This window comes from Streptomyces sp. NPDC036813 (genome assembly GCF_055609245.1).
On sequence record NZ_JBVJPV010000023.1, the window covers coordinates 70,584 to 87,382 of the forward strand.

Sequence of the window (16,799 nt, forward strand, 5' to 3'; positions counted from 1 at the left end):
CCTCGCCCCGGCGGGGGCCCCGGGTCGTCGTACGGCCAGCGGCACTGCGTGTACCTCTTCTGGAGTACGCGGCGTGGGTCAGCGGGCGGTGACGTCCCCGTGGCGGATGACGTAGGAGTACGTCCCGGAGTAGCCGATGGACGGGGTGATCAGCAGGCGGACCTTGACCGGGGCGGGTTCGGTGCTCGCGGTGGAGAAGGTTCCCACGGCGTGGCTGCCGGTCAGCGGGTACCAGAACCAGCCGTTCGCCCTGCCCACCTGGACGCGGTCGGACTCCTTCCAGGCACCGCCCTTGTGGACGAAGACCCGCAGGCGCACGGAGGCGGCGTACGGGTCGGTGCCCGAGCGCAGGGCGGTGAGCGTGACCTTGTAGTCCGAGCCGAGTACCGAGGACGCGATCTCCTTGGTGCGGGAGGACTGCGCGGTGTGCTCGGCGGGCGAGGCGGTCGCGGCCGTGGCGGTGGCCAGGACGCCGAGGGTGAGCGCGGCGGCGGACAGGGCGACGGTCCGGCGGCGCGGCGGGCGGGATGCGGTGTCTGGGGTCATGGCGGGCTCCCTTGCCGAGGGGGACACAGCGGCCTCCCTTTGCCGAAGGAGACATATCGGAAGCCGAGTTGGTTGCAGGCCCACTCCCCCTGGATTTCTGTAACTACCAGTATGTACAGTGACTGTATGAGCACGTCGGAGCGACTGATCGAGTCCACCCGCGAGCTGCTGTGGGAACGCGGCTACGTGGGCACCAGCCCGAAGGCGATCCTGGAGCGCGCGGGTGCCGGCCAGGGCAGCATGTACCACCACTTCAAGGGCAAGCCGGACCTCGCGCTGGCCGCCATCCGGCGCACGGCGGAGGAGATGCGGGCCGCCGCCGGCCGGGTGCTCGACGGCCCGGGCACCCCGTACGAGCGCATCGCCGCGTATCTCACGCGGGAGCGTGACGTACTGCGCGGTTGCCCGGTGGGCCGGCTGACCATGGACCCGGACGTCGTCGCCAGTGCGGAGCTTCGCGCCCCCGTCGACGAGACGATCGCCTGGCTGCGGGCGCGGCTCGCCGCGCTCGTCGACGAGGGCAAGGAGCAGGGCCAGTTCGGGGCCGGCCTCGACAGCGAAGAGATCGCCTCGGCGATCGTCGCGACCGTGCAGGGCGGTTACGTCCTGGCCCGCGCCTCCGGCTCGCCGGCCGCCTTCGACGCCGGGGTGCGGGGACTGCTCGCACTGCTCGCGCCCTGATTCCCGTCCGTCCGAGGAAGGACCGCCCATGCATGCCATGCAGTACGCCATGACGCTCCCCGCCGACTACGACATGGACGTCATCCGCACGCGCGTGTCCCGCCTCGGACACAAGCTGGACGCATGGGAGGGGCTCGGCCTCAAGGCCTACCTCATCCGCGAGCGCGGCGTGGACGGCTCGCCGGTGAACCAGTACGCGCCGTTCTACCTCTGGCACAGCATGGAGGGCATGAACCGCTTCCTGTGGGGCGGTCCGTTCCAGGGGCCCGTCGACGACTTCGGGCGGCCGGCCGTGCGGCAATGGACGGGACTGGCGTACGAGGAGGGGGCAGCCGCCGCCTCCCCTGCCGCCATCGCCGTACGCCGCCGGCAGGCCGTACCGGACGGCGTCGTGCTGTCGGAGGTGATGGCGGACGCGGCGGCCGAGACGGCGCGGCTGGCGGGCGAGGACGGGGCCGTGCTGGCGGCGGCCGTGGTCGACTCCAGCCGCTGGGAGGTCGTCCACTTCTCTCTGTGGTCGGGCGGGACGCCGCCGAAGGCCGGGGGCGAGGTGTTCCGGGTGCTGCACCTGTCCGCGCCGGGCCGGGGGCGGCTGCCGCGGGGGCGGCAGTGGTGAGCGTCGTCCGTACGGTGCTCGGGGACGTCGAGCCGGAGCGGCTGGGGGTGTGCGACGCGCACGATCACCTGTTCTTCGCCAGCCCCCGCCTGCCGGGTCAGGAGCTGAACAGTGTGAGCGCCGCGCGGGCGGAGCTGACGGCGTTCGGGGAGCAGGGCGGCGGCTGTGTGGTGCAGTGGACGCCGTACGGGCTGGGGCGGCGGGCGGCCGACCTGCCGGCGCTGTCCCGGGACAGCGGGGTGCACGTGCTCGCCGCGACGGGACTGCACCAGGACGTCCACTACGACGAGAGGGTACTGAAGGAGGTTCACGGGCGGCTGGCCGAGGTGTTCGTCGCCGAACTCACCGACGGCATCGGCACCTCGGGCGTGCGGGCCGGACTGATCAAGGTGGCGGGCGGCTTCCACGCGCTGGACGGGCACGCGCGCTGGACGATGACCGCGGCAGCCGAGGCGCACCACGCGACCGGCGCGCCGATCGCCGTCCACCTGGAGCTGGGCACGGGCGCGCCGGACGTGCTCGACCTGCTCTGCGGGGAACTGGGCGTGCCGCCGCACCGGGTCATCCTCGGTCACCTCAACCGCTTCCCGGACCCGGTGGTACACCTCCAGGCGGCGCGGTCCGGCTGCTGGCTGGCCTTCGACGGCCCGTCCCGCGCCCATCACGCGACCGACTGGCGCATGCCGGAGGCCGTGGCGGCCCTGGTGGAGGCCGGGTTCGGCGACCGGCTGCTGCTCGGCGGCGACACGACGACCGCGGCGGCCCGCTCGGTGAACGGCGGCCCGGGCATGCCGTACCTGCTGCGGCGGGTGCGGCCGCGGCTCGCCGCCGTGCTGGGCGAGGAACCGGTCGCGCGGATCCTGACGGAGAACCCGGCGCGCGCCTTCGCCGTGGCGTGGCGGTGAGCCGCCGTGGCCCGATCATGTCGGATTCCGGCCCGGCCCGGCGGTGCGCGGCGGCCCGCCGGGGCCGCACCATGGCCTGCGAGGACCCAACGGAGGAGGAGCGGGACGACGATGGCCCTGGAGATGCGTGACATGTGTGAGCGGTGCACGACGGCGGTGCTGCCGCACGACGCGCCGGCCCGGATCTGCTCCTACGAGTGCACCTTCTGCGTGCCGTGCAGCGAGGACATGCGCGATGTGTGTCCCAACTGCGGCGGGGAGCTGGTTCCCCGGCCGCGGCGCGGCGTCTGAGAGCCGCTCAGCCCGGCTGGTCGCTGTCCTTCATCGCACCCCAGCCGTGCCAGCGCTCGACGTCGATCCAGGCGCTGAACCGGGAGCGTTCCCGACTCGGGTACGGGCCGCCCATGTAGTGCGTGGCCAGGCGGTCGATATCGGCCAGGCCCTTGTCCTCGCGCAGCTCGGCGACCCGCCCGATGAGGGTGACGTGGGTGTACCAGTCGTCCGAGGACAGGACGGTCAGGGTGACGCGCGGGTCGCGGCGCAGGTGCTTCAGGCGCACGCGGCCCTCGTCGAGGCTGATCAGGACCCGGCCGTCCTCCCACAGGTACCAGGTGGGGGTGGACACGGGCGCGCCGTCGGAGCGCAGGGTGGCCATCACGCACGGGTTGGGGCGGCGCAGCAGTTCGACGGCCTCGGGCGGCAGCGGCGGCTTGGACATGGGATTCTCCTACGGATGTTCGGCGTTCAGGACGCGGACTCTTCGGGGAAGCTGGCGAAGTAAGCGGCCACCATGTCCTCGTCGGCGTGCCCCCGCGCGGCCGCCCGGGCCAGCCGCTCGGCGCTCGCGGCGGCCACGTCGAGACGGACGCCGTGCCGCTCGCCGGCGGCCACGATCAGGCGGGCGTCCTTCTCGGCGGTCGCCACCGCGAACTGGGCCGGCGTCAGCTTGTCGTCCAGGATCAGGGCCGACTTGGTGTGCAGATAGCCCATGTCGAGGGGGCCGCCGGCGATGATGTCGAAGAAGCCGGCCGGGTCGACGCCGAGCGCCTGGGCGAGGGCCAGCGTCTCCCCCGCCGCCGTGGAGGCCGCGATCACCCAGCTGTTGGCGACCAGCTTGAGGCGGGTGGCACTGGCCGTGGAGCCGTCCTCCCCGGTCCACACCGTGCGGGCGCCGACGGCGTCGAAGACCGGCGTCACCTGCTCTCGGCCCTCGCGGGGACCCGCCGCCAGGACGATCAGCTGCCCGGCCTCGGCGGGCTGCCGGGTGCCGAGCACGGGGGCGTCGTAGAAGACCAGGCCGTGCTCGTGGGCGAAGGCCGCAAGCTCGGGTACGGCGTCCAGCCCGGCGGTGGTGGACTGGACCCACGCGGCGCCCCGGCGCAGGGCGGGAGCGGCCTCGCGCATGACGTCCGCCGCGGCCGCGCCGTCGTAGAGCATGGTCAGGACCACGTCGGCGTCCCGCACCGCCTGCGCCGGGTCGTCGGCGACACGCACTCCGTCGGCGGTGAGCGGTTCGGCCTTGGCGCGGGTGCGGTTCCAGGCGTGGACGGTGTGGCCGGCGCGGGCGAGGTTGCGGGCCATCGCGGCGCCCATGATGCCGGTGCCGAGGACGCTGACGGTGAGCTGGTCGGTCATGGCGCGGGGGGCTCCTCCTCCTGGTGGGCGGTGCGGACCTCAGGCTCCAGCCTTCCCGGAGACGGCTCCGGCAAGCACGCCGTGCGCCGGCCCGCTGCCCCGCGTTCGGGTGACCGCCGCTCGGGCCACCGGCCCGCGAGGGACAGACCCTACTTGCCGACGCCCGCCGACAGCCCGCGCACGAAGTGCCGCTGGCCGATCAGGAAGACCACGATCATCGGCAGGGCGGCGATGGACAGCCCGGCGAACAGCACCGGCCAGTCGGAGTTCAGCCGCCCGGCCATGTCGGCGAGGCCGACGGGAAGCGTCTTGAGCCGGTCGTCGGTGATGAAGACCAGGGCGAAGGCGTATTCGTTCCAGGCGAACAGGGACTGCAGGACCGCCGCGGAAACGAGGATCGGCCGGGCCATCGGCACGACGACCCGCCAGAACGTCTGCCAGCGGCCGGCACCGTCGAGGAACGCGGCCTCCTCCACCTCCACCGGCTGGCCGAGCAGGTAGGCGCGGATGAGGAAGGTGGTGAAGGGCACCTTGAACGCCGTGTACAGGACGATCAGCGCCCAGTACGTGTCGTAGATGTGCAGGGCCTGGAGCAGCTGGGACAGCGGCACGATCGCCACGGTCGGCGAGAGCATCATCGCGCCGAGCACCAGCAGCAGCGCGGGCTGCGAGCAGGGGATGTCCAGACGGGTCAGCCCGTACGCAGCCCAGGCGCTGACCAGGACGACGGCGAGGACGCTCGCGGACGTGACGAGCAGGGAGTTCAGGAGGTAGCCGAGCACGCCCTGGTGCCAGGCGTCGGCGTACGTGTCCCAGTGGGGGTGGGCGGGCAGGCCCCAGGGGTCGGAGAAGATCTCGCCGTTGGACTTCAGACCGGAGACGGCCATCCAGAACAGCGGGTAGAGCACGGCGACGGCCAGGGCCGCGAGCGCGGCGTGGGCGAGGACGCGCAGCGCCGCCGTGCCGGCCGTGCGGGTCCGCCGGGTGGGCGGGGCGGCGGCGGTGGCCGGGGCTCCGGACCGGTCGAGGGTGAGGGTCATGCCGTGGCCGCCTTCCTGCGGGAGTGCAGGAGCTGGACGGCTCCTGCGGCGAAGGTGATCAGGAACATCACGGTGCCGATGGCTGCCGCGTAGCCCATGTCGTCGCCGGTGAAGGCGGAGGCGTACAGCCAGGTGCCGAGGACCTGGCTGGAGTTGGACGGTCCGCCGCCGGTCATCACGATCACCTCGTTGAAGACCAGGAAGGCGCCGGAGACCGTGAGGATGACGAGCAGGGTGGTCATCTCACGGACCATGGGCACGGTGACGGTGAAGAAGGTGCGCACGCGCCCGGCGCCGTCCACGGTGGCCGCCTCGTACAGCTCGCGCGGGATGCGCTGCATGGCGACGGTGAGCAGCATCGTCGTGTAGCCGAAGGACTGCCACTGGCTCATGTTGATCACACCCCAGATGGAGGTGGCGGAGTCACCGAGCCAGTCGTGCTGCAGGGAGCCGAGTCCGACGGCCTTCAGGGCGCTGTTCACCAGTCCCGCGTCCGGCTGGTAGAGGAACTGGAAGAGCAGACCGGCCACCGTCATCGACACGGCCGCCGGGACGAAGTACACGGTGCGCAGCAGCCCGCGCAGCCGGCGCCCGACGGCCTCCTCCAGCACGGCGGCCAGCACGAGGGCGGCGCCGGCCTGGAAGACCACCGACGTCACCGCGTAGCAGACGTTGTTGAGCAGGGCGTGCCAGAACACCGGGTCCGCGGCCGCCTGGCGGTAGTTGTCCAGTCCGACGTAGCGCATGCCGGGCTGGAAGACGCTGAACTTGAACAGGCTGAGCCGGACGTTCTCGACGATCGGGTAGTAGACGAACAGCGCGATCAGGGCGAGGGCGGGCGCGACGTACAGGGAGTGGCGCAGCCGGTGCCGGGTTCTGCCGTGGGGTGTGCCGGCGTGTCCCATGGGGGCACCTCCTTCGGGGCGGGTTCGGGGGTGTGCGGGTCGGTCACGGGGTGACCCCGTAGCGCCGGGCCTGCTCGGCACCGCGCCGCACCTCGCGCAGGGCCGCCTGCGGGGAGGCGCGCCCGGCCAGGACGGCCTCGGCCGCCGACAGACAGGGATTGACGATCTTCTCCCCGGCCCGGGTGTCCAGCCATACGGCCATGTCGTGCCCGGCGATGACGCGCTGTGCCTTGGCGAGGGCGGGCAGCCGGGCCGCGTCGGCGGTGCCCTTGACGGCGCTGAGCCAGCCCAGGTCGCGGACCATGGCGCGGGCCTGGGCGCGGCTGGTGAGGAACTTCAGGAAGTCGAGCGCGAGGGCCTTGCGGGGCGAGGCGCCTGAGACGAGCAGTCCGTCGGCGCCGCCCGCGATGGCCTTCGGGTCGCCCTGCGCCCCGGGGATGCCCGGCATGGGGAAGAAGTCCCAGTGGTCCGCGAACTCCTCGGGAGCGCCGCCCTGTTCGGTCAGGTAGGAGAACTCCAGGGTCTCGAGGTACTGCATGGCGGCCTTGCCGTACAGCATGCGGGCCTGCGCTGACTCGTGGCTCATGCTGGTGCCGCCGGGGGCCATGCAGCGCTGCTTGAGCCGGGCGAGGTCGTCCAGGGCGCGGGCGTATCCGGGGTGGGTGAAGTCGCCCCGGCCGTCGTAGTCGCGGGCGAGGACGTCGGCGGGCACCTCGGCGGCGTTGAACTGCGTGAGCAGGTGGCCGGCGGGCCAGCCGTACTGGTTGCCGAAGGCGAGCGGGGTGTAGCCGGCCCTGCGGATGCGGTCGCAGGCGGTGAGCAGCTCCGGGAAGGTGCGCGGCGGCGCGGTGACACCGGCCTTGGCGAACAGGGCGGTGTTGTAAGCGAACACCTTGGCGTCGACGTCGAGGGGGACGCCGTAGACGTGGCCGTCGAAGGTGAAGGCGTCCAGGGCGTTGCGTTCGAAGCCGTCGCCCCAGGCCGTGCCCTCGATCGTGCTGCTGAGGTCGGCGGCGAGCCGGCCGTCGGCGAACTTGCGTGCGTACTGGCCCGGCCAGGCGAAGAAGATGTCCGGCAGTTCGCGGGAGGCGGCGAGGACGGCGATGCGGTCCTTGTAGGGCTGGTCGCCGACCGCCTGGAGCTCGATGGTGACGTCCGGGTTCTGCCGCTGGTAGGCGCGTACGGCCTGCTGGAAGTAGGGCGCGTACTCGGGGTCGGCCCATTTCTCCAGGACGGTCAGGTGGCCCTCGGGCCGGCCGTGGAGGGTGAAGTCGTCGGGGGTGACGGTGACCGGCCGTTGCCCGCAGCCGCTGATCAGCAGCATCAGCAGGGTGGTGAGCAGGCAACCGACCACGGGGGCGGGAGTTCGGCGCATCGGTGGCTCCTGGCGGTCGGGGTCGAAGGGGGTGCGGGGGTCAGGGCGTGCCGGCGGCCTCGAAGGCGAGGGGGTGGCCGAACGCGCCGGGCTGGGTGCACACTTCGGCGGCGTATGCGGCCGCGCGGGCGGCGGCGTCGGCGAGGGTGCGCCGCTCGTGGTGCAGGGCGACGAGCAGGGCCGCGTGGAAGGAGTCACCGGCCCCCAGGGTGTCGGTGGCCTCGACGGGCACGACGTCCTGGTGGTGCGTGGTGCCCTCGTAGCGGATCAGCGCTCCGCGGGCACCACGTGTCACCACCGCCAGGCGCACGCCGGCGTTCTCGGCGCGCCGCGTCAGGTCGACGGCCTCGGTGTCGTCGGTGTGCGGGCGGGAGAAGACGGCGGTGTGCACGTACGGCAGGAGGGGCGCGGCGTACGACCAGGGGCGGTCGGAGAAGTCGAAGCTGACCGGGCAGGCGGCTGCCAGACGCGGCAGCTCCTCCTCCAGGTGGCTGCAGTCGCCGGTGTGCAGGAGGTCGAAGCCGCGCAGCCAGGCGAGGTCGGCGGGGTCGGGGGTGAAGCGGGAGACGGTGGCGTCGCACGCGCCGAAGGTGCGGTTGCCGTCCTCCTCGACGTACACGGTGGCGTACGCGTTGGGGCCGTCGGCGGTGCGCAGGCGGTCGAGCCACAGGCCCTCGGCGGCGAGGGCGGCGCGGATGTGGGCGCCGGCGGTGTCGGTGCCGGTGACGCCGAGATAGGCGGCCCCGGCGCCGAGCCGGGCGGCGTGCACGGCGACGTTGAGGGCGTTGCCGCCCGGGTACATCAGGCCGCGCTGGGGGTAGCGGTCGACGACGTTGTCGCCGACTCCGCAGATGCGCATGGGGGTTTCCTCGGCAGGGGGTCGGTGGGGTGCGGGGCGAGTCGGTGGGGCTGCGACTACGGGCCGGCCCGGTGCGGCTCCGCACCGGGCCGGGGTGGAGCAGCGGTCAGGGAGCCGTGGCTCAGTACTCGACCTGGAACATGTAGCGCCGCTTGTCGAGGTCGTGGCCGCGCACCGACTCGTAGTGGCGGGCGAGACGGGTGCCGAAGACGTCCAGGGCGATGGGCGTGATGTCGCCGCGCAGGTGCGCGGGCACACCCGGCAGGGTGAACATCGTCGAGTCCACGTAGTGCGCGTTCTTCGTGTACTTGTCGAGGAAGGTCCTGGCCCGCTCGGCCATGGGGCGGGTGGCGTCCTCGCCGAGGAAGAGGATCACCGGCTGGTCCTCGGTGACCACCTCGAAGGCACCGTGGAAGAACTCACCGGCGTTGTAGCTGCCGCCGTGCTTCCACTGCATCTCCATCAGGTAGCACATGGTGAAGCCGTAGCCGGCGCCGTAGTTGGGGCCGGCCGAGAGCACGTAGGTCACCGGCTCGTCGGCGAGCGCGGTCGCGATCGACGCGGCCAGCTCCTCGCCCTCCTCCTGCGCGGTGTACAGGGCGTCGGGCAGCGCCTCGTAGGCCTGCCGGAGCGCCGCGTAGTCGCCCTCGACGCCGGTCTTCTCCAGCAGGGCGTAGGCGAGCTGACCGAACAGCACGCCCTTGGGGGCGACGACGGTGTCCTCGCTGCGGTAGGTGAACGCCACGTGGGCGGCCTCGGCGAGCGGGCTGTCGGCGCTGCGGGTGAGCGCGGCGACCTTGGCACCTGCCTCGCGGGCGTACTGGGCCGCCGCGACGGTCTCCTTGGTGGTGCCGGTGTGCGAGGAGACGAGGACCAGGGAGCCCTCGCCGAGCAGGGCGGGCCTGCGGTGGTTGAACTCGTCGCTGTTCAGGTGGAAGACGGGGAACTGCGCCCGGGTCTCCAGCAGGTACTGCACGGGGTAGGCGGCGGTGAGCGAGCCGCCGCAGCCCACCAGGAAGACGTTGCGCAGACCGGCTTCGACGACCTCGTCGACGAAGGCGCGGGCGGTGTCGTTCTGGCTGAGTGCGAAGGCCACGGCCTCCTTGAAGTCCTCGGTGATGGGCTTGAGGGGCAGGGTTGCGGTGCTCACGCGGTTCCTTCCGAGACGGGGATGGAGAACGTTCCCAATCGCAGCAGTACGGACAGGGGAGGCGAATTGGGAACGTTCTCATCGGCGGTGGTGAGAACCTTCCCATCGCCCGGTCCCGAGCGTCAAGACCCGTGTCGCGCCCGTTAACCTGACCCCTGCCATGACGACGAACCGACGCAGCAGCGGCCGCGCCCGCCCCGCCACCATCCCCGACGTCGCCCGTGAGGCCGGGGTCTCGCGCTCCACCGCCTCCCGCGCCCTGGCGGACTACGGGTCCGTCTCCCCGGAGGCCCGGGAGAAGGTGCGCGCGGCGGCCGAGAAGCTGGGCTACCGCCCCAACCAGCTGGCCCGCTCGATGATCACGGGGCGCACGCACACGCTCGGCGTGGTCGTGGCCGACATCCAGAACCCGTTCTTCGCGGGTGTCACTCGCGGCATCACCGACGCGGCCCGTGCCGCCGGCTACCAGGTGCTGCTCGCCAACACCGACGAGGACGTCACCGCCGAGCGCGCGGCGGTCAAGACGCTGCTGGACAAGCACGTCGACGGCCTGATCGTCGCCCCGGCCTCCACGGCCGACGCGGCCCACCTGAAGGCCGCGCACACCTCCGGATGCCCGGTCGTGCTGCTGGACCGCCGGGCGCCCGGCCTGCCCTGCGACTCCGTCACCGTCGACAACCGGGGCGCGGCTGAGGACGCGGTGCGCCGCCTGATCGCGGCCGGCCATCGCCGGATCGGCCTGGTGAGCCTGGTCGGCACCGGGGACGAGGACCCTTCGGGCCCGATCACGACCGGCCTGGAGCGCATCGAGGGCTACCGGGCGGCGCTGCACGAGGCGGGCATCGGCGACACCGAGCGGTATCTGCGCCGCGGCACCTTCCACCGCCAGGACCCGGCGGCGCTGGCGGCCGACCTGCTGGCACTGCCGGACCGCCCCACGGCCGTCTTCGCCACCGACAGCATGATCGCCCTCGGGGTGCTGACGGCCGCGCGGGCCGGTGGCCTGACCGTGCCGGACGACCTGTCGGTGGTCACCTTCGACGACCCGGACTGGGCGGCCGCGGTGCGCCCGCGGATGAGCGTGGTGGCGCAGCCGGTCCAGGAGTTGGGGGCCTGCGCGGTAAGGGCGCTGACGGCCCGCATCGAGGGCAGCGGCAAGGAACCCCAGCACATCACGCTCGGCACGACGTTCATCGCCCGGGACTCCGTGGCGGCGCCGCCCTCCCCCGTCGAGCGGTAGGTGTGACGCCACCCCGGCGAGCGCCGGCTGCGGCGCTCCCCTCCCCGTCAAGCGATAGTTGACCGATCGTTCTGCCAGGGACTAGCGTCTCCGGCATGGCCAGGCCCAAGGAATTCGATCCGGACGCCGTCCTCCGGTCCGCCCTCGACCTCTTCTGGCGCAAGGGCTACGAGGCGACGTCGATGGCCGACCTGGTCGAGCACCTCGGGATCGGGCGGGCGAGCATCTACGCCACTTTCGGCAACAAGCACGCCCTGTACCTGAAAGCCCTGGACCGCTACGGCGAGGAGCACAACCCGCTGCTCGCGCTGGAGCTGTCCCAGCCGGGACCGGCGCTGCCCGCCGTACGGGCGGTGGTGCGCCGGTTCGCCGCCGAGGCGGCGGACGACGCCCGCCGCGAGCGCGGCTGTTTCGTCACCAACACGGCGGCCGAACTGGCCCCGCACGACGACGACGCCGCCCGCCGCGTGGAGCGCAGCTGGGGGCACCTGGAGACCCTGCTGCACTCGGCGCTGCTGCGCGCCCGGGCACAGGGCGAGCTGCCCGAAGGGCGCGACCCGCAGGGGCTGGCCCGCATGCTGCTGGTGCTGATGCAGGGCTTCCGGGTGGTCGGCAAGGCGTCCACGGAGCCGGCCCGGGTGCTCGACGCGGCGGAGCAGGCGCTCGCGCTGCTGGACTGACGTCCGTCCCCGCACACACGCTCCGACGGGGCGCTTATTCGCTGCCCCTTTACTTGACCGAACGGTCCGGAAATAGGGCCACCACTCCGTACGTCTCCTTCGAAGGGAACTCCCGTGTCCAGCAACCGCTTCTGCGGCCGTGCCGCCCTCGTCACCGGCGGCGGTACCGGTATCGGCCGGGCCGTCGCGCTCGCCCTTGCCGCCGAGGGCGCCCGGGTCGTCGTGGCCGGCCGCTCCAGGGCACCGCTCGACGAGACCGTGGCGCTGATCGAGCGGGCCGGCGGCACCGCCGTCGCCGAGGTTGCCGACGTCAGCGGGGCCGCCGAGGTACGGGCGCTGGTGCGCGCGGTCGCCGACCGGTTCGGCAGCCTCGACGTGGCCGTCAACAACGCGGGCGTCTTCCGTGGCGCGCCGCTCGCCGACCTCGCCGAGGACGACTGGCACACCCTGCTCGACGTCAACGTCACCGGCGTGTTCCTCGCTCTGCAGGCGAAGATCCGGCAGATGCGCGCGCAGCCCGGCGGCGGCGCGATCGTCAACGTCGCCTCGAACCTGGGCCGGCACAAGCAGGTGCCCAACGCCGTCGCGTACGCCGCGAGCAAGGCCGCCGTCGCCTCGCTGACCCGCGGGGCCGCGCTGGAGTACATCGCGGAGGGGGTGCGGATCAACACCGTCAGCCCCGGCGCCTCCGACACGACGATGTCGTTGCGGCCCGGGGAGACCGAGGCGGAGCGCGCCGTGCGCATGAAGGACCAGTCGCCGCTCGGCCGGGTGTCGTCCACCCAGGAGGTCGCCGAGGCCGTGCTGTACCTGGCGTCCGACGCGGCCGCGGCGCTGGTCGGCACGGACCTGGTGATCGACGGGGGCGCCGCGCTGTAGCCGGCGGTCAGCCCCCGGTCAGCGCCCCGAGCGGGTCGTCCAGCACCGGCTGCCAGGCCAACTCGGCCGCGCCGACCAGGCTGTTGTGGTCCAGGGAACAGGCGAGGATGGGCACACCGCCGCTGCGGCCCCACAGGCTGCGGTCGGCGACGACCGCGCGCAGCCGCTCGGGGTCGGCGTCCAGCAGCGTGCGGTGCAGCCCGCCGAGGATGATCCGGTCGGGGTTGAGGATGTTCACCAGACCGGCCAGGCCCAGGCCCAGCCGGTCGATGAGCGCCTCGACGGCCCGCCGGACGTCCGGGTCGTCGTACTCGTTCCGGATCAGGTCGTTGGCCTGCTGGAGCAGGGACACCTCGGGGCCCGGGTCGCGGCCGGCGGCGGTGAGCAGGGCGAGCGGGTCGGCCTCGACGTCGAGGCAGCCGCGGCTGCCGCAGTGGCAGGGACGTCCGCCCTCGGGGTTGACGGTGAGGTGACCGACCTCCAGTGCGAGGCCCGAACTGCCCGTGTGCAGCCGCCCGTCGAGCACCAGCGCGCCGCCCACGCCGCGGTGCCCGGTCGCCACGCACAGCAGGTCGCGCGAGCCCCGGCCGGCGCCGTGCCGGTGCTCGGCGAGCGCGGCGAGGTTGACGTCGTTGGCGGCGAAGGCCGGCCCGGTGATCCCGGCGTCGCGCACACACGCGGCGAAGATCTCCCGCACCGGCGCGCCCACCGGCCAGGCCAGGTGCAGCGGGTTCAGCGCGAGGCCCTCGGGTTCGGCGACCGCGGAGGGCACGGCGAGCCCGGCGCCGACGCAGCGCCGGCCGGTCTCGTGCAGCAGTTGCGCGCCCGCTTCGACCACGGACCCGAGCACCTTCGCCGGGTCGGCGTCGACGGTCTCGCAGCCCGGGGCGGTCGCGACGATCCGGCCGCCGAGGCCGACCAGGGCCGCGCGGAAGCCGTCGGCGTGGACCTGGGCGGCCAGCGCGACGGGGCCGTCCTCGGCGAGGTTCAGCCGGTGCGAGGGGCGGCCCTGGGCGCCGGCGGGAGCGCTGGGCCGGGCGTCGACGCGGATCAGGCCCAGCGCCTCCAGCTCTGCGGCCACCGCGCCGGCGGTCGCACGGGTGACGCCGAGTTCGGCGGTGAGCACGGCTCGGGTCGGCGCCCGTCCGGTGTGCACGAGCTCCAACGCGGGCCCGAGCGCTCCGCGCCCCCGGTCCAGCCGCGTCCTCGAGGTGGTCCCTTCCCCCGCCTGCCGGGGGTCCGCCTTGCCGCTCATGAGGGGGAGTCTGTCATGATCCGCTGCTCAGGTTGTGTCCGCCCGCAGACCGCTGACGCGCAGCGTGATGTTCAGGCGCCCGGTCAGCCCGAGCCAGGGCGGTGCGCTGCCCGGCAGCACGCGCGGCACCCCGTGGTAGGCGAACCGGGACGGCCCGCCGAAGACGAACAGGTCACCGCTGCGCAGTTCGACGTCGGTGTAGGGCCGGGCGCGGGTTTCGGTGTTGCCGAAGCGGAAGAGGCACGTGTCACCGAGGCTGAACGACACGACCGGTGCGTCGGCCTTCTCGTCGGCGTCGCGGTGCATGCCCATGCGGGCGTCCCCGTCGTAGAAGTTGATCAGCGCGATGTCGTACGGCGGTGGCGTCGCCTGCGGGCCCAGCGCGGCGGTCACCGCTTGACGGCCCAGTTCGCCGAGCCAGGCCGGGAAGGGCTTGACGGGGGCGCTGTCGCCGTCGACGACCGTACGGGCGTAGGCGTACGGGTACCAGTGCCAGCCGAGACAGACCTGGCGGGCGGTCATCGTGCCGCCGCCTGGTGTGCGCACGGTGCGCAGGCCGGCCGGGGGCCGGGCCCAGGCGCGACAGGCGTCGAGCAGCGTGCGCTGCTTGTCCCTGTCGAGCCAGTCCGGCATGTGCACCGCGCCGGGTGCCACCTCGGCGCGCTCGCGCGGGAACAGCTCGGCATCCATGGCACCATCCTGCCCCACCGGGCCTGAGCTGCGGCTCCGCTAGCCTGGACGCACCATGAACGACCGTATGACGACGCCCTGGGGCGAGCTCGCGCTGACCCGTTTCCCCGAGGACCCGCGCGACAGGCTGCGCGCCTGGGACGCCTCCGACGCGTACCTGCTGCGGCACCTGGCCGAGGAGCGGGTCGATCTGTCCGGCACGGTCGTGGTCGTCGGCGACCGCTGGGGCGCGCTGGTCACGGCGCTCGCGGCTCACGCGCCGACGCAGATCACCGACTCGTACCTGGCGCAGGAGGCGACCCGGGCGAACCTCGCGCGCAACGGGGTGGCTCCGGGGGTGGTGCCCCTGCTGACCACCCAGGACGCGCCGCCGGAGCGGATCGACGTGCTGCTGGTGCGGGTGCCGAAGAGTCTCGCGCTGCTGGAGGACCAGCTGCTTCGGCTGGCTCCCGCCCTGCACGCGGGTTCCGTGGTGGTCGGCACCGGCATGGTCAAGGAGATCCACACCTCGACGCTCGACCTGTTCGAGCGGATCCTCGGCCCGACGCGCACGTCGCTGGCCCGGCAGAAGGCGCGGCTGATCTTCTGCACGCCGGATCCGGCGCTGGAGCGGCCCGACAATCCCTGGCCGTACATCTACCGGCTGGAGGACGGTGTCGGGCCGGTTTCGGGGCGGCCCGTCGTGAACCACGCCGGGGTGTTCTGCGCGGACCGGCTGGACATCGGTACGCGGTTCTTCCTCCGGCATCTGCCGGCGACCGAGGGCCCGCGCCGCATCGTCGACCTGGGCTGCGGCAACGGTGTCGTCGGCACGTCGGTCGCGCTGGCCAACCCGGAGGCCGAGGTGCTGTTCGTCGACGAGTCGTTCCAGGCCGTGGCCTCGGCGGAGGCGACGTACAAGGCGAACGGGGTGCCGGGGCACGGGGAGTTCCGGGTCGGGGACGGTCTGGCCGGGGTGGCGTCCGGGAGTGTGGACCTGGTGCTGAACAACCCGCCGTTCCACTCCCATCAGGCCACGACCGACGCGACTGCGTTCCGGATGTTCTCGGGTGCGCGGCGGGTACTGCGGCCGGGCGGGGAGTTGTGGGTGATCGGGAACCGGCATCTGGGGTATCACGTCAAGCTGCGACGGTTGTTCGGCAACAGTGCGGTGGTGGCGAGCGATCCGAAGTTCGTGGTGCTGCGGGCCGTCCGGCGGTAGGGCCTGCGGCGGCGGGTCGTTCTTCGGGTGCGTCGTGCCTGCGGCGGGTCGTTTTTTCGGGTGCGGGTGGGTGGGGGGTTCTCGCGCCGTTCCCCGCGCCCCTTGAATGCCTACGGCCGGTGGTCACAGCGGGGCCGGGGTGGGGGTGTCCGTCCTCGGTCCGGCCGGCCGTTTCCGACGGCGGCGCCCTTGACCGGTGCCGGACGCTGCGGGCGGACACCCCCACCCCGGCCCCTTCCCGCCGTCGGCGAGTGCAGCAACGCCGTGGCTCGGGCCTGTCGTCAGGTCAGGACGGAGATGATGCGGGTCACCTCCTGGATCATCGCCTCTCGGCCGACGCTGAGGTACTTGCGGGAGTCGACCGCTTCCGGGTGGGCGGCCAGGAAGTCCCGGATCGCCGCGGTCATCGCCTGGTTGAGGGCGGTGCCGACGTTGACCTTGGTGATGCCGCCCGCGACCGCCGTGCGCAGTTCGCCGTCGGGGACTCCGGAGGAGCCGTGCAGGACGAGCGGGAGTTCCAGGGTCTTGGCGAGGCGTTTCAGGAGTTCGTGGTCGAGGGCGGCGGTGCGGGTGGTCATGGCGTGGACGCTGCCGATGGCGACGGCCAGCGCGTCGACGCCGGAGTCGGCCACGAAGCCGCGCGCCTCGGTGGGGTCGGTGCGGGCGCCGGGGGCGTGCGCGTCCAGCGGGCGGCGGCCGTTCTTGCCGCCGACCTGCCCCAGCTCGGCCTCGATCCAGAGCCCCTGGGCGTGCGCCCAGTCGGCGGCGGCGCGGGTGGCGGCGAGGTTCTCGGCGTACGGCAGCGCGGAGGCGTCGTACATCACCGAGCTGAAGCCCGCCGCCGGTGCCTGCCGCAGCAGGGCGTCGCTCTGCACATGGTCCAGGTGCAGGGCGATGGGTACGGCGGCGGCCTCGGCGGCGGCGACCGCGGCGCGGGCGAGCGGCAGGAGGCGGCCGTAGCGGAACTTCACGGCGTTCTCGCTGACCTGGAGGACGACGGGTGCGCCGGCCTGTTCGGCGCCGGCGATGACGGCCTCGACGTGCTCCAGCGTGATGATGTTGAAGGCGGCGACGGCTGAGCGGTCGGCGGCGGCGCGGGTGACGAGTTCGCCGGTGGTCGCTAGGGGCACGGCCTGTCCTTT

19 protein-coding genes are annotated in these 16,799 nt (G+C 73.2%); 8 read left to right on the forward strand and 11 right to left on the reverse strand.

The window, feature by feature from the left end:
* Positions 1-78: 78 nt before the first annotated feature.
* The gene (locus ACZ67Q_RS35320) at positions 79-546 is read right to left on the reverse strand and encodes a hypothetical protein (RefSeq protein ID WP_471190548.1); all 468 of its coding nucleotides are present in this window, start codon (positions 544-546) and stop codon (positions 79-81) included.
* Positions 547-672: 126 nt separating this feature from the next.
* Between ACZ67Q_RS35320 and ACZ67Q_RS35325 the strand changes: the two genes are divergently transcribed.
* The 4 genes from ACZ67Q_RS35325 to ACZ67Q_RS35340 all read left to right on the forward strand — a co-directional run bounded on the left by ACZ67Q_RS35325 (position 673) and on the right by ACZ67Q_RS35340 (position 3,039).
* On the forward strand, positions 673-1,227 hold the full coding sequence (locus ACZ67Q_RS35325; protein ID WP_471190550.1) for a TetR/AcrR family transcriptional regulator: 555 nt from the start codon (positions 673-675) through the stop codon (positions 1,225-1,227).
* A 28-nt stretch (positions 1,228-1,255) separates the two neighbouring features.
* Positions 1,256-1,843, forward strand: a complete 588-nt coding sequence (locus tag ACZ67Q_RS35330) for a DUF4865 family protein (RefSeq protein WP_471190557.1) — start codon at positions 1,256-1,258, stop codon at positions 1,841-1,843.
* Positions 1,840-2,748 carry a phosphotriesterase family protein gene (locus tag ACZ67Q_RS35335; RefSeq protein ID WP_471190559.1) on the forward strand — a complete coding sequence of 303 codons (909 nt, stop codon included), beginning with the start codon at positions 1,840-1,842 and terminating at the stop codon, positions 2,746-2,748. The genes ACZ67Q_RS35330 and ACZ67Q_RS35335 overlap by 4 nt, the downstream gene beginning before the upstream one ends.
* Positions 2,749-2,859: 111 nt before the next feature.
* On the forward strand, positions 2,860-3,039 hold the full coding sequence (locus ACZ67Q_RS35340; RefSeq protein WP_471190561.1) for a DUF1272 domain-containing protein: 180 nt from the start codon (positions 2,860-2,862) through the stop codon (positions 3,037-3,039).
* A gap of 7 nt (positions 3,040-3,046) precedes the next feature.
* On the opposite strand, the gene ACZ67Q_RS35345 is transcribed toward ACZ67Q_RS35340, so the two are convergent.
* The 7 genes from ACZ67Q_RS35345 to ACZ67Q_RS35375 all read right to left on the reverse strand — a co-directional run bounded on the left by ACZ67Q_RS35345 (position 3,047) and on the right by ACZ67Q_RS35375 (position 9,712).
* The gene (locus tag ACZ67Q_RS35345; RefSeq protein WP_471190563.1) at positions 3,047-3,466 is read right to left on the reverse strand and encodes a PPOX class F420-dependent oxidoreductase; all 420 of its coding nucleotides are present in this window, start codon (positions 3,464-3,466) and stop codon (positions 3,047-3,049) included.
* A gap of 26 nt (positions 3,467-3,492) precedes the next feature.
* A complete protein-coding gene (locus tag ACZ67Q_RS35350; protein ID WP_471190565.1) occupies positions 3,493-4,383 on the reverse strand; it encodes an NAD(P)-dependent oxidoreductase in 891 nt (296 codons plus the stop codon).
* Positions 4,384-4,532: 149 nt separating this feature from the next.
* Positions 4,533-5,423: a carbohydrate ABC transporter permease gene (locus ACZ67Q_RS35355; protein WP_471190567.1), complete on the reverse strand. Its 891-nt coding sequence runs from the start codon at positions 5,421-5,423 to the stop codon at positions 4,533-4,535.
* Positions 5,420-6,328 carry a carbohydrate ABC transporter permease gene (locus tag ACZ67Q_RS35360; RefSeq protein ID WP_471190569.1) on the reverse strand — a complete coding sequence of 303 codons (909 nt, stop codon included), beginning with the start codon at positions 6,326-6,328 and terminating at the stop codon, positions 5,420-5,422. The genes ACZ67Q_RS35355 and ACZ67Q_RS35360 overlap by 4 nt, the downstream gene beginning before the upstream one ends.
* Before the next feature lie 43 nt (positions 6,329-6,371).
* Positions 6,372-7,703: an ABC transporter substrate-binding protein gene (locus ACZ67Q_RS35365; protein WP_471190571.1), complete on the reverse strand. Its 1,332-nt coding sequence runs from the start codon at positions 7,701-7,703 to the stop codon at positions 6,372-6,374.
* Positions 7,704-7,743: 40 nt separating this feature from the next.
* Positions 7,744-8,562: a PfkB family carbohydrate kinase gene (locus tag ACZ67Q_RS35370; RefSeq protein WP_471190573.1), complete on the reverse strand. Its 819-nt coding sequence runs from the start codon at positions 8,560-8,562 to the stop codon at positions 7,744-7,746.
* A 121-nt stretch (positions 8,563-8,683) separates the two neighbouring features.
* Complete coding sequence (locus ACZ67Q_RS35375) at positions 8,684-9,712, reverse strand: SIS domain-containing protein (protein ID WP_471190575.1); 1,029 nt, start codon at positions 9,710-9,712, stop codon at positions 8,684-8,686.
* A 160-nt stretch (positions 9,713-9,872) separates the two neighbouring features.
* Here ACZ67Q_RS35375 and ACZ67Q_RS35380 point away from each other — a divergent pair, with 160 nt between their 5' ends.
* The 3 genes from ACZ67Q_RS35380 (at position 9,873) to ACZ67Q_RS35390 (ending at position 12,511) form a co-directional block, all read left to right on the forward strand.
* A complete protein-coding gene (locus tag ACZ67Q_RS35380) occupies positions 9,873-10,952 on the forward strand; it encodes a LacI family DNA-binding transcriptional regulator (RefSeq protein ID WP_471190577.1) in 1,080 nt (359 codons plus the stop codon).
* A gap of 95 nt (positions 10,953-11,047) precedes the next feature.
* Positions 11,048-11,632 carry a TetR/AcrR family transcriptional regulator gene (locus tag ACZ67Q_RS35385; RefSeq protein WP_471190578.1) on the forward strand — a complete coding sequence of 195 codons (585 nt, stop codon included), beginning with the start codon at positions 11,048-11,050 and terminating at the stop codon, positions 11,630-11,632.
* A 114-nt stretch (positions 11,633-11,746) separates the two neighbouring features.
* Positions 11,747-12,511, forward strand: a complete 765-nt coding sequence (locus ACZ67Q_RS35390) for an SDR family NAD(P)-dependent oxidoreductase (protein ID WP_471190579.1) — start codon at positions 11,747-11,749, stop codon at positions 12,509-12,511.
* A gap of 7 nt (positions 12,512-12,518) precedes the next feature.
* On the opposite strand, the gene ACZ67Q_RS35395 is transcribed toward ACZ67Q_RS35390, so the two are convergent.
* A complete protein-coding gene (locus ACZ67Q_RS35395; RefSeq protein WP_471190580.1) occupies positions 12,519-13,766 on the reverse strand; it encodes an ROK family protein in 1,248 nt (415 codons plus the stop codon).
* 27 nt (positions 13,767-13,793) lie between these two features.
* Positions 13,794-14,456 (reverse strand): alpha-ketoglutarate-dependent dioxygenase AlkB family protein, encoded by a 663-nt coding sequence (locus ACZ67Q_RS35400; RefSeq protein ID WP_471190581.1) that lies wholly within the window; start codon positions 14,454-14,456, stop codon positions 13,794-13,796.
* A gap of 67 nt (positions 14,457-14,523) precedes the next feature.
* Between ACZ67Q_RS35400 and ACZ67Q_RS35405 the strand changes: the two genes are divergently transcribed.
* Positions 14,524-15,657, forward strand: coding sequence for a methyltransferase (locus tag ACZ67Q_RS35405; protein ID WP_471190663.1), 1,134 nt, complete (start codon positions 14,524-14,526; stop codon positions 15,655-15,657).
* 281 nt (positions 15,658-15,938) lie between these two features.
* On the opposite strand, the gene ACZ67Q_RS35410 is transcribed toward ACZ67Q_RS35405, so the two are convergent.
* Complete coding sequence (locus tag ACZ67Q_RS35410) at positions 15,939-16,787, reverse strand: class II fructose-bisphosphate aldolase (RefSeq protein ID WP_471190582.1); 849 nt, start codon at positions 16,785-16,787, stop codon at positions 15,939-15,941.
* Positions 16,788-16,799: the final 12 nt, after the last annotated feature.

Excerpts from the sequence above, each read along its gene's own strand:
- ACZ67Q_RS35320 (WP_471190548.1), bottom strand. The coding sequence starts at position 546 with ATGACCCCAGACACCGCATCCCGCCCGCCGCGCCGCCGGACCGTCGCC.
- ACZ67Q_RS35325 (WP_471190550.1), top strand. The coding sequence starts at position 673 with ATGAGCACGTCGGAGCGACTGATCGAGTCCACCCGCGAGCTGCTGTGG.
- ACZ67Q_RS35330 (WP_471190557.1), top strand. The coding sequence starts at position 1,256 with ATGCATGCCATGCAGTACGCCATGACGCTCCCCGCCGACTACGACATG.
- ACZ67Q_RS35340 (WP_471190561.1), top strand. The coding sequence starts at position 2,860 with ATGGCCCTGGAGATGCGTGACATGTGTGAGCGGTGCACGACGGCGGTG.
- ACZ67Q_RS35345 (WP_471190563.1), bottom strand. The coding sequence starts at position 3,466 with ATGTCCAAGCCGCCGCTGCCGCCCGAGGCCGTCGAACTGCTGCGCCGC.
- ACZ67Q_RS35350 (WP_471190565.1), bottom strand. The coding sequence starts at position 4,383 with ATGACCGACCAGCTCACCGTCAGCGTCCTCGGCACCGGCATCATGGGC.
- ACZ67Q_RS35355 (WP_471190567.1), bottom strand. The coding sequence starts at position 5,423 with ATGACCCTCACCCTCGACCGGTCCGGAGCCCCGGCCACCGCCGCCGCC.
- ACZ67Q_RS35360 (WP_471190569.1), bottom strand. The coding sequence starts at position 6,328 with ATGGGACACGCCGGCACACCCCACGGCAGAACCCGGCACCGGCTGCGC.
- ACZ67Q_RS35365 (WP_471190571.1), bottom strand. The coding sequence starts at position 7,703 with ATGCGCCGAACTCCCGCCCCCGTGGTCGGTTGCCTGCTCACCACCCTG.
- ACZ67Q_RS35370 (WP_471190573.1), bottom strand. The coding sequence starts at position 8,562 with ATGCGCATCTGCGGAGTCGGCGACAACGTCGTCGACCGCTACCCCCAG.
- ACZ67Q_RS35380 (WP_471190577.1), top strand. The coding sequence starts at position 9,873 with ATGACGACGAACCGACGCAGCAGCGGCCGCGCCCGCCCCGCCACCATC.
- ACZ67Q_RS35385 (WP_471190578.1), top strand. The coding sequence starts at position 11,048 with ATGGCCAGGCCCAAGGAATTCGATCCGGACGCCGTCCTCCGGTCCGCC.
- ACZ67Q_RS35395 (WP_471190580.1), bottom strand. The coding sequence starts at position 13,766 with ATGAGCGGCAAGGCGGACCCCCGGCAGGCGGGGGAAGGGACCACCTCG.
- ACZ67Q_RS35400 (WP_471190581.1), bottom strand. The coding sequence starts at position 14,456 with ATGGATGCCGAGCTGTTCCCGCGCGAGCGCGCCGAGGTGGCACCCGGC.
- ACZ67Q_RS35405 (WP_471190663.1), top strand. The coding sequence starts at position 14,524 with ATGACGACGCCCTGGGGCGAGCTCGCGCTGACCCGTTTCCCCGAGGAC.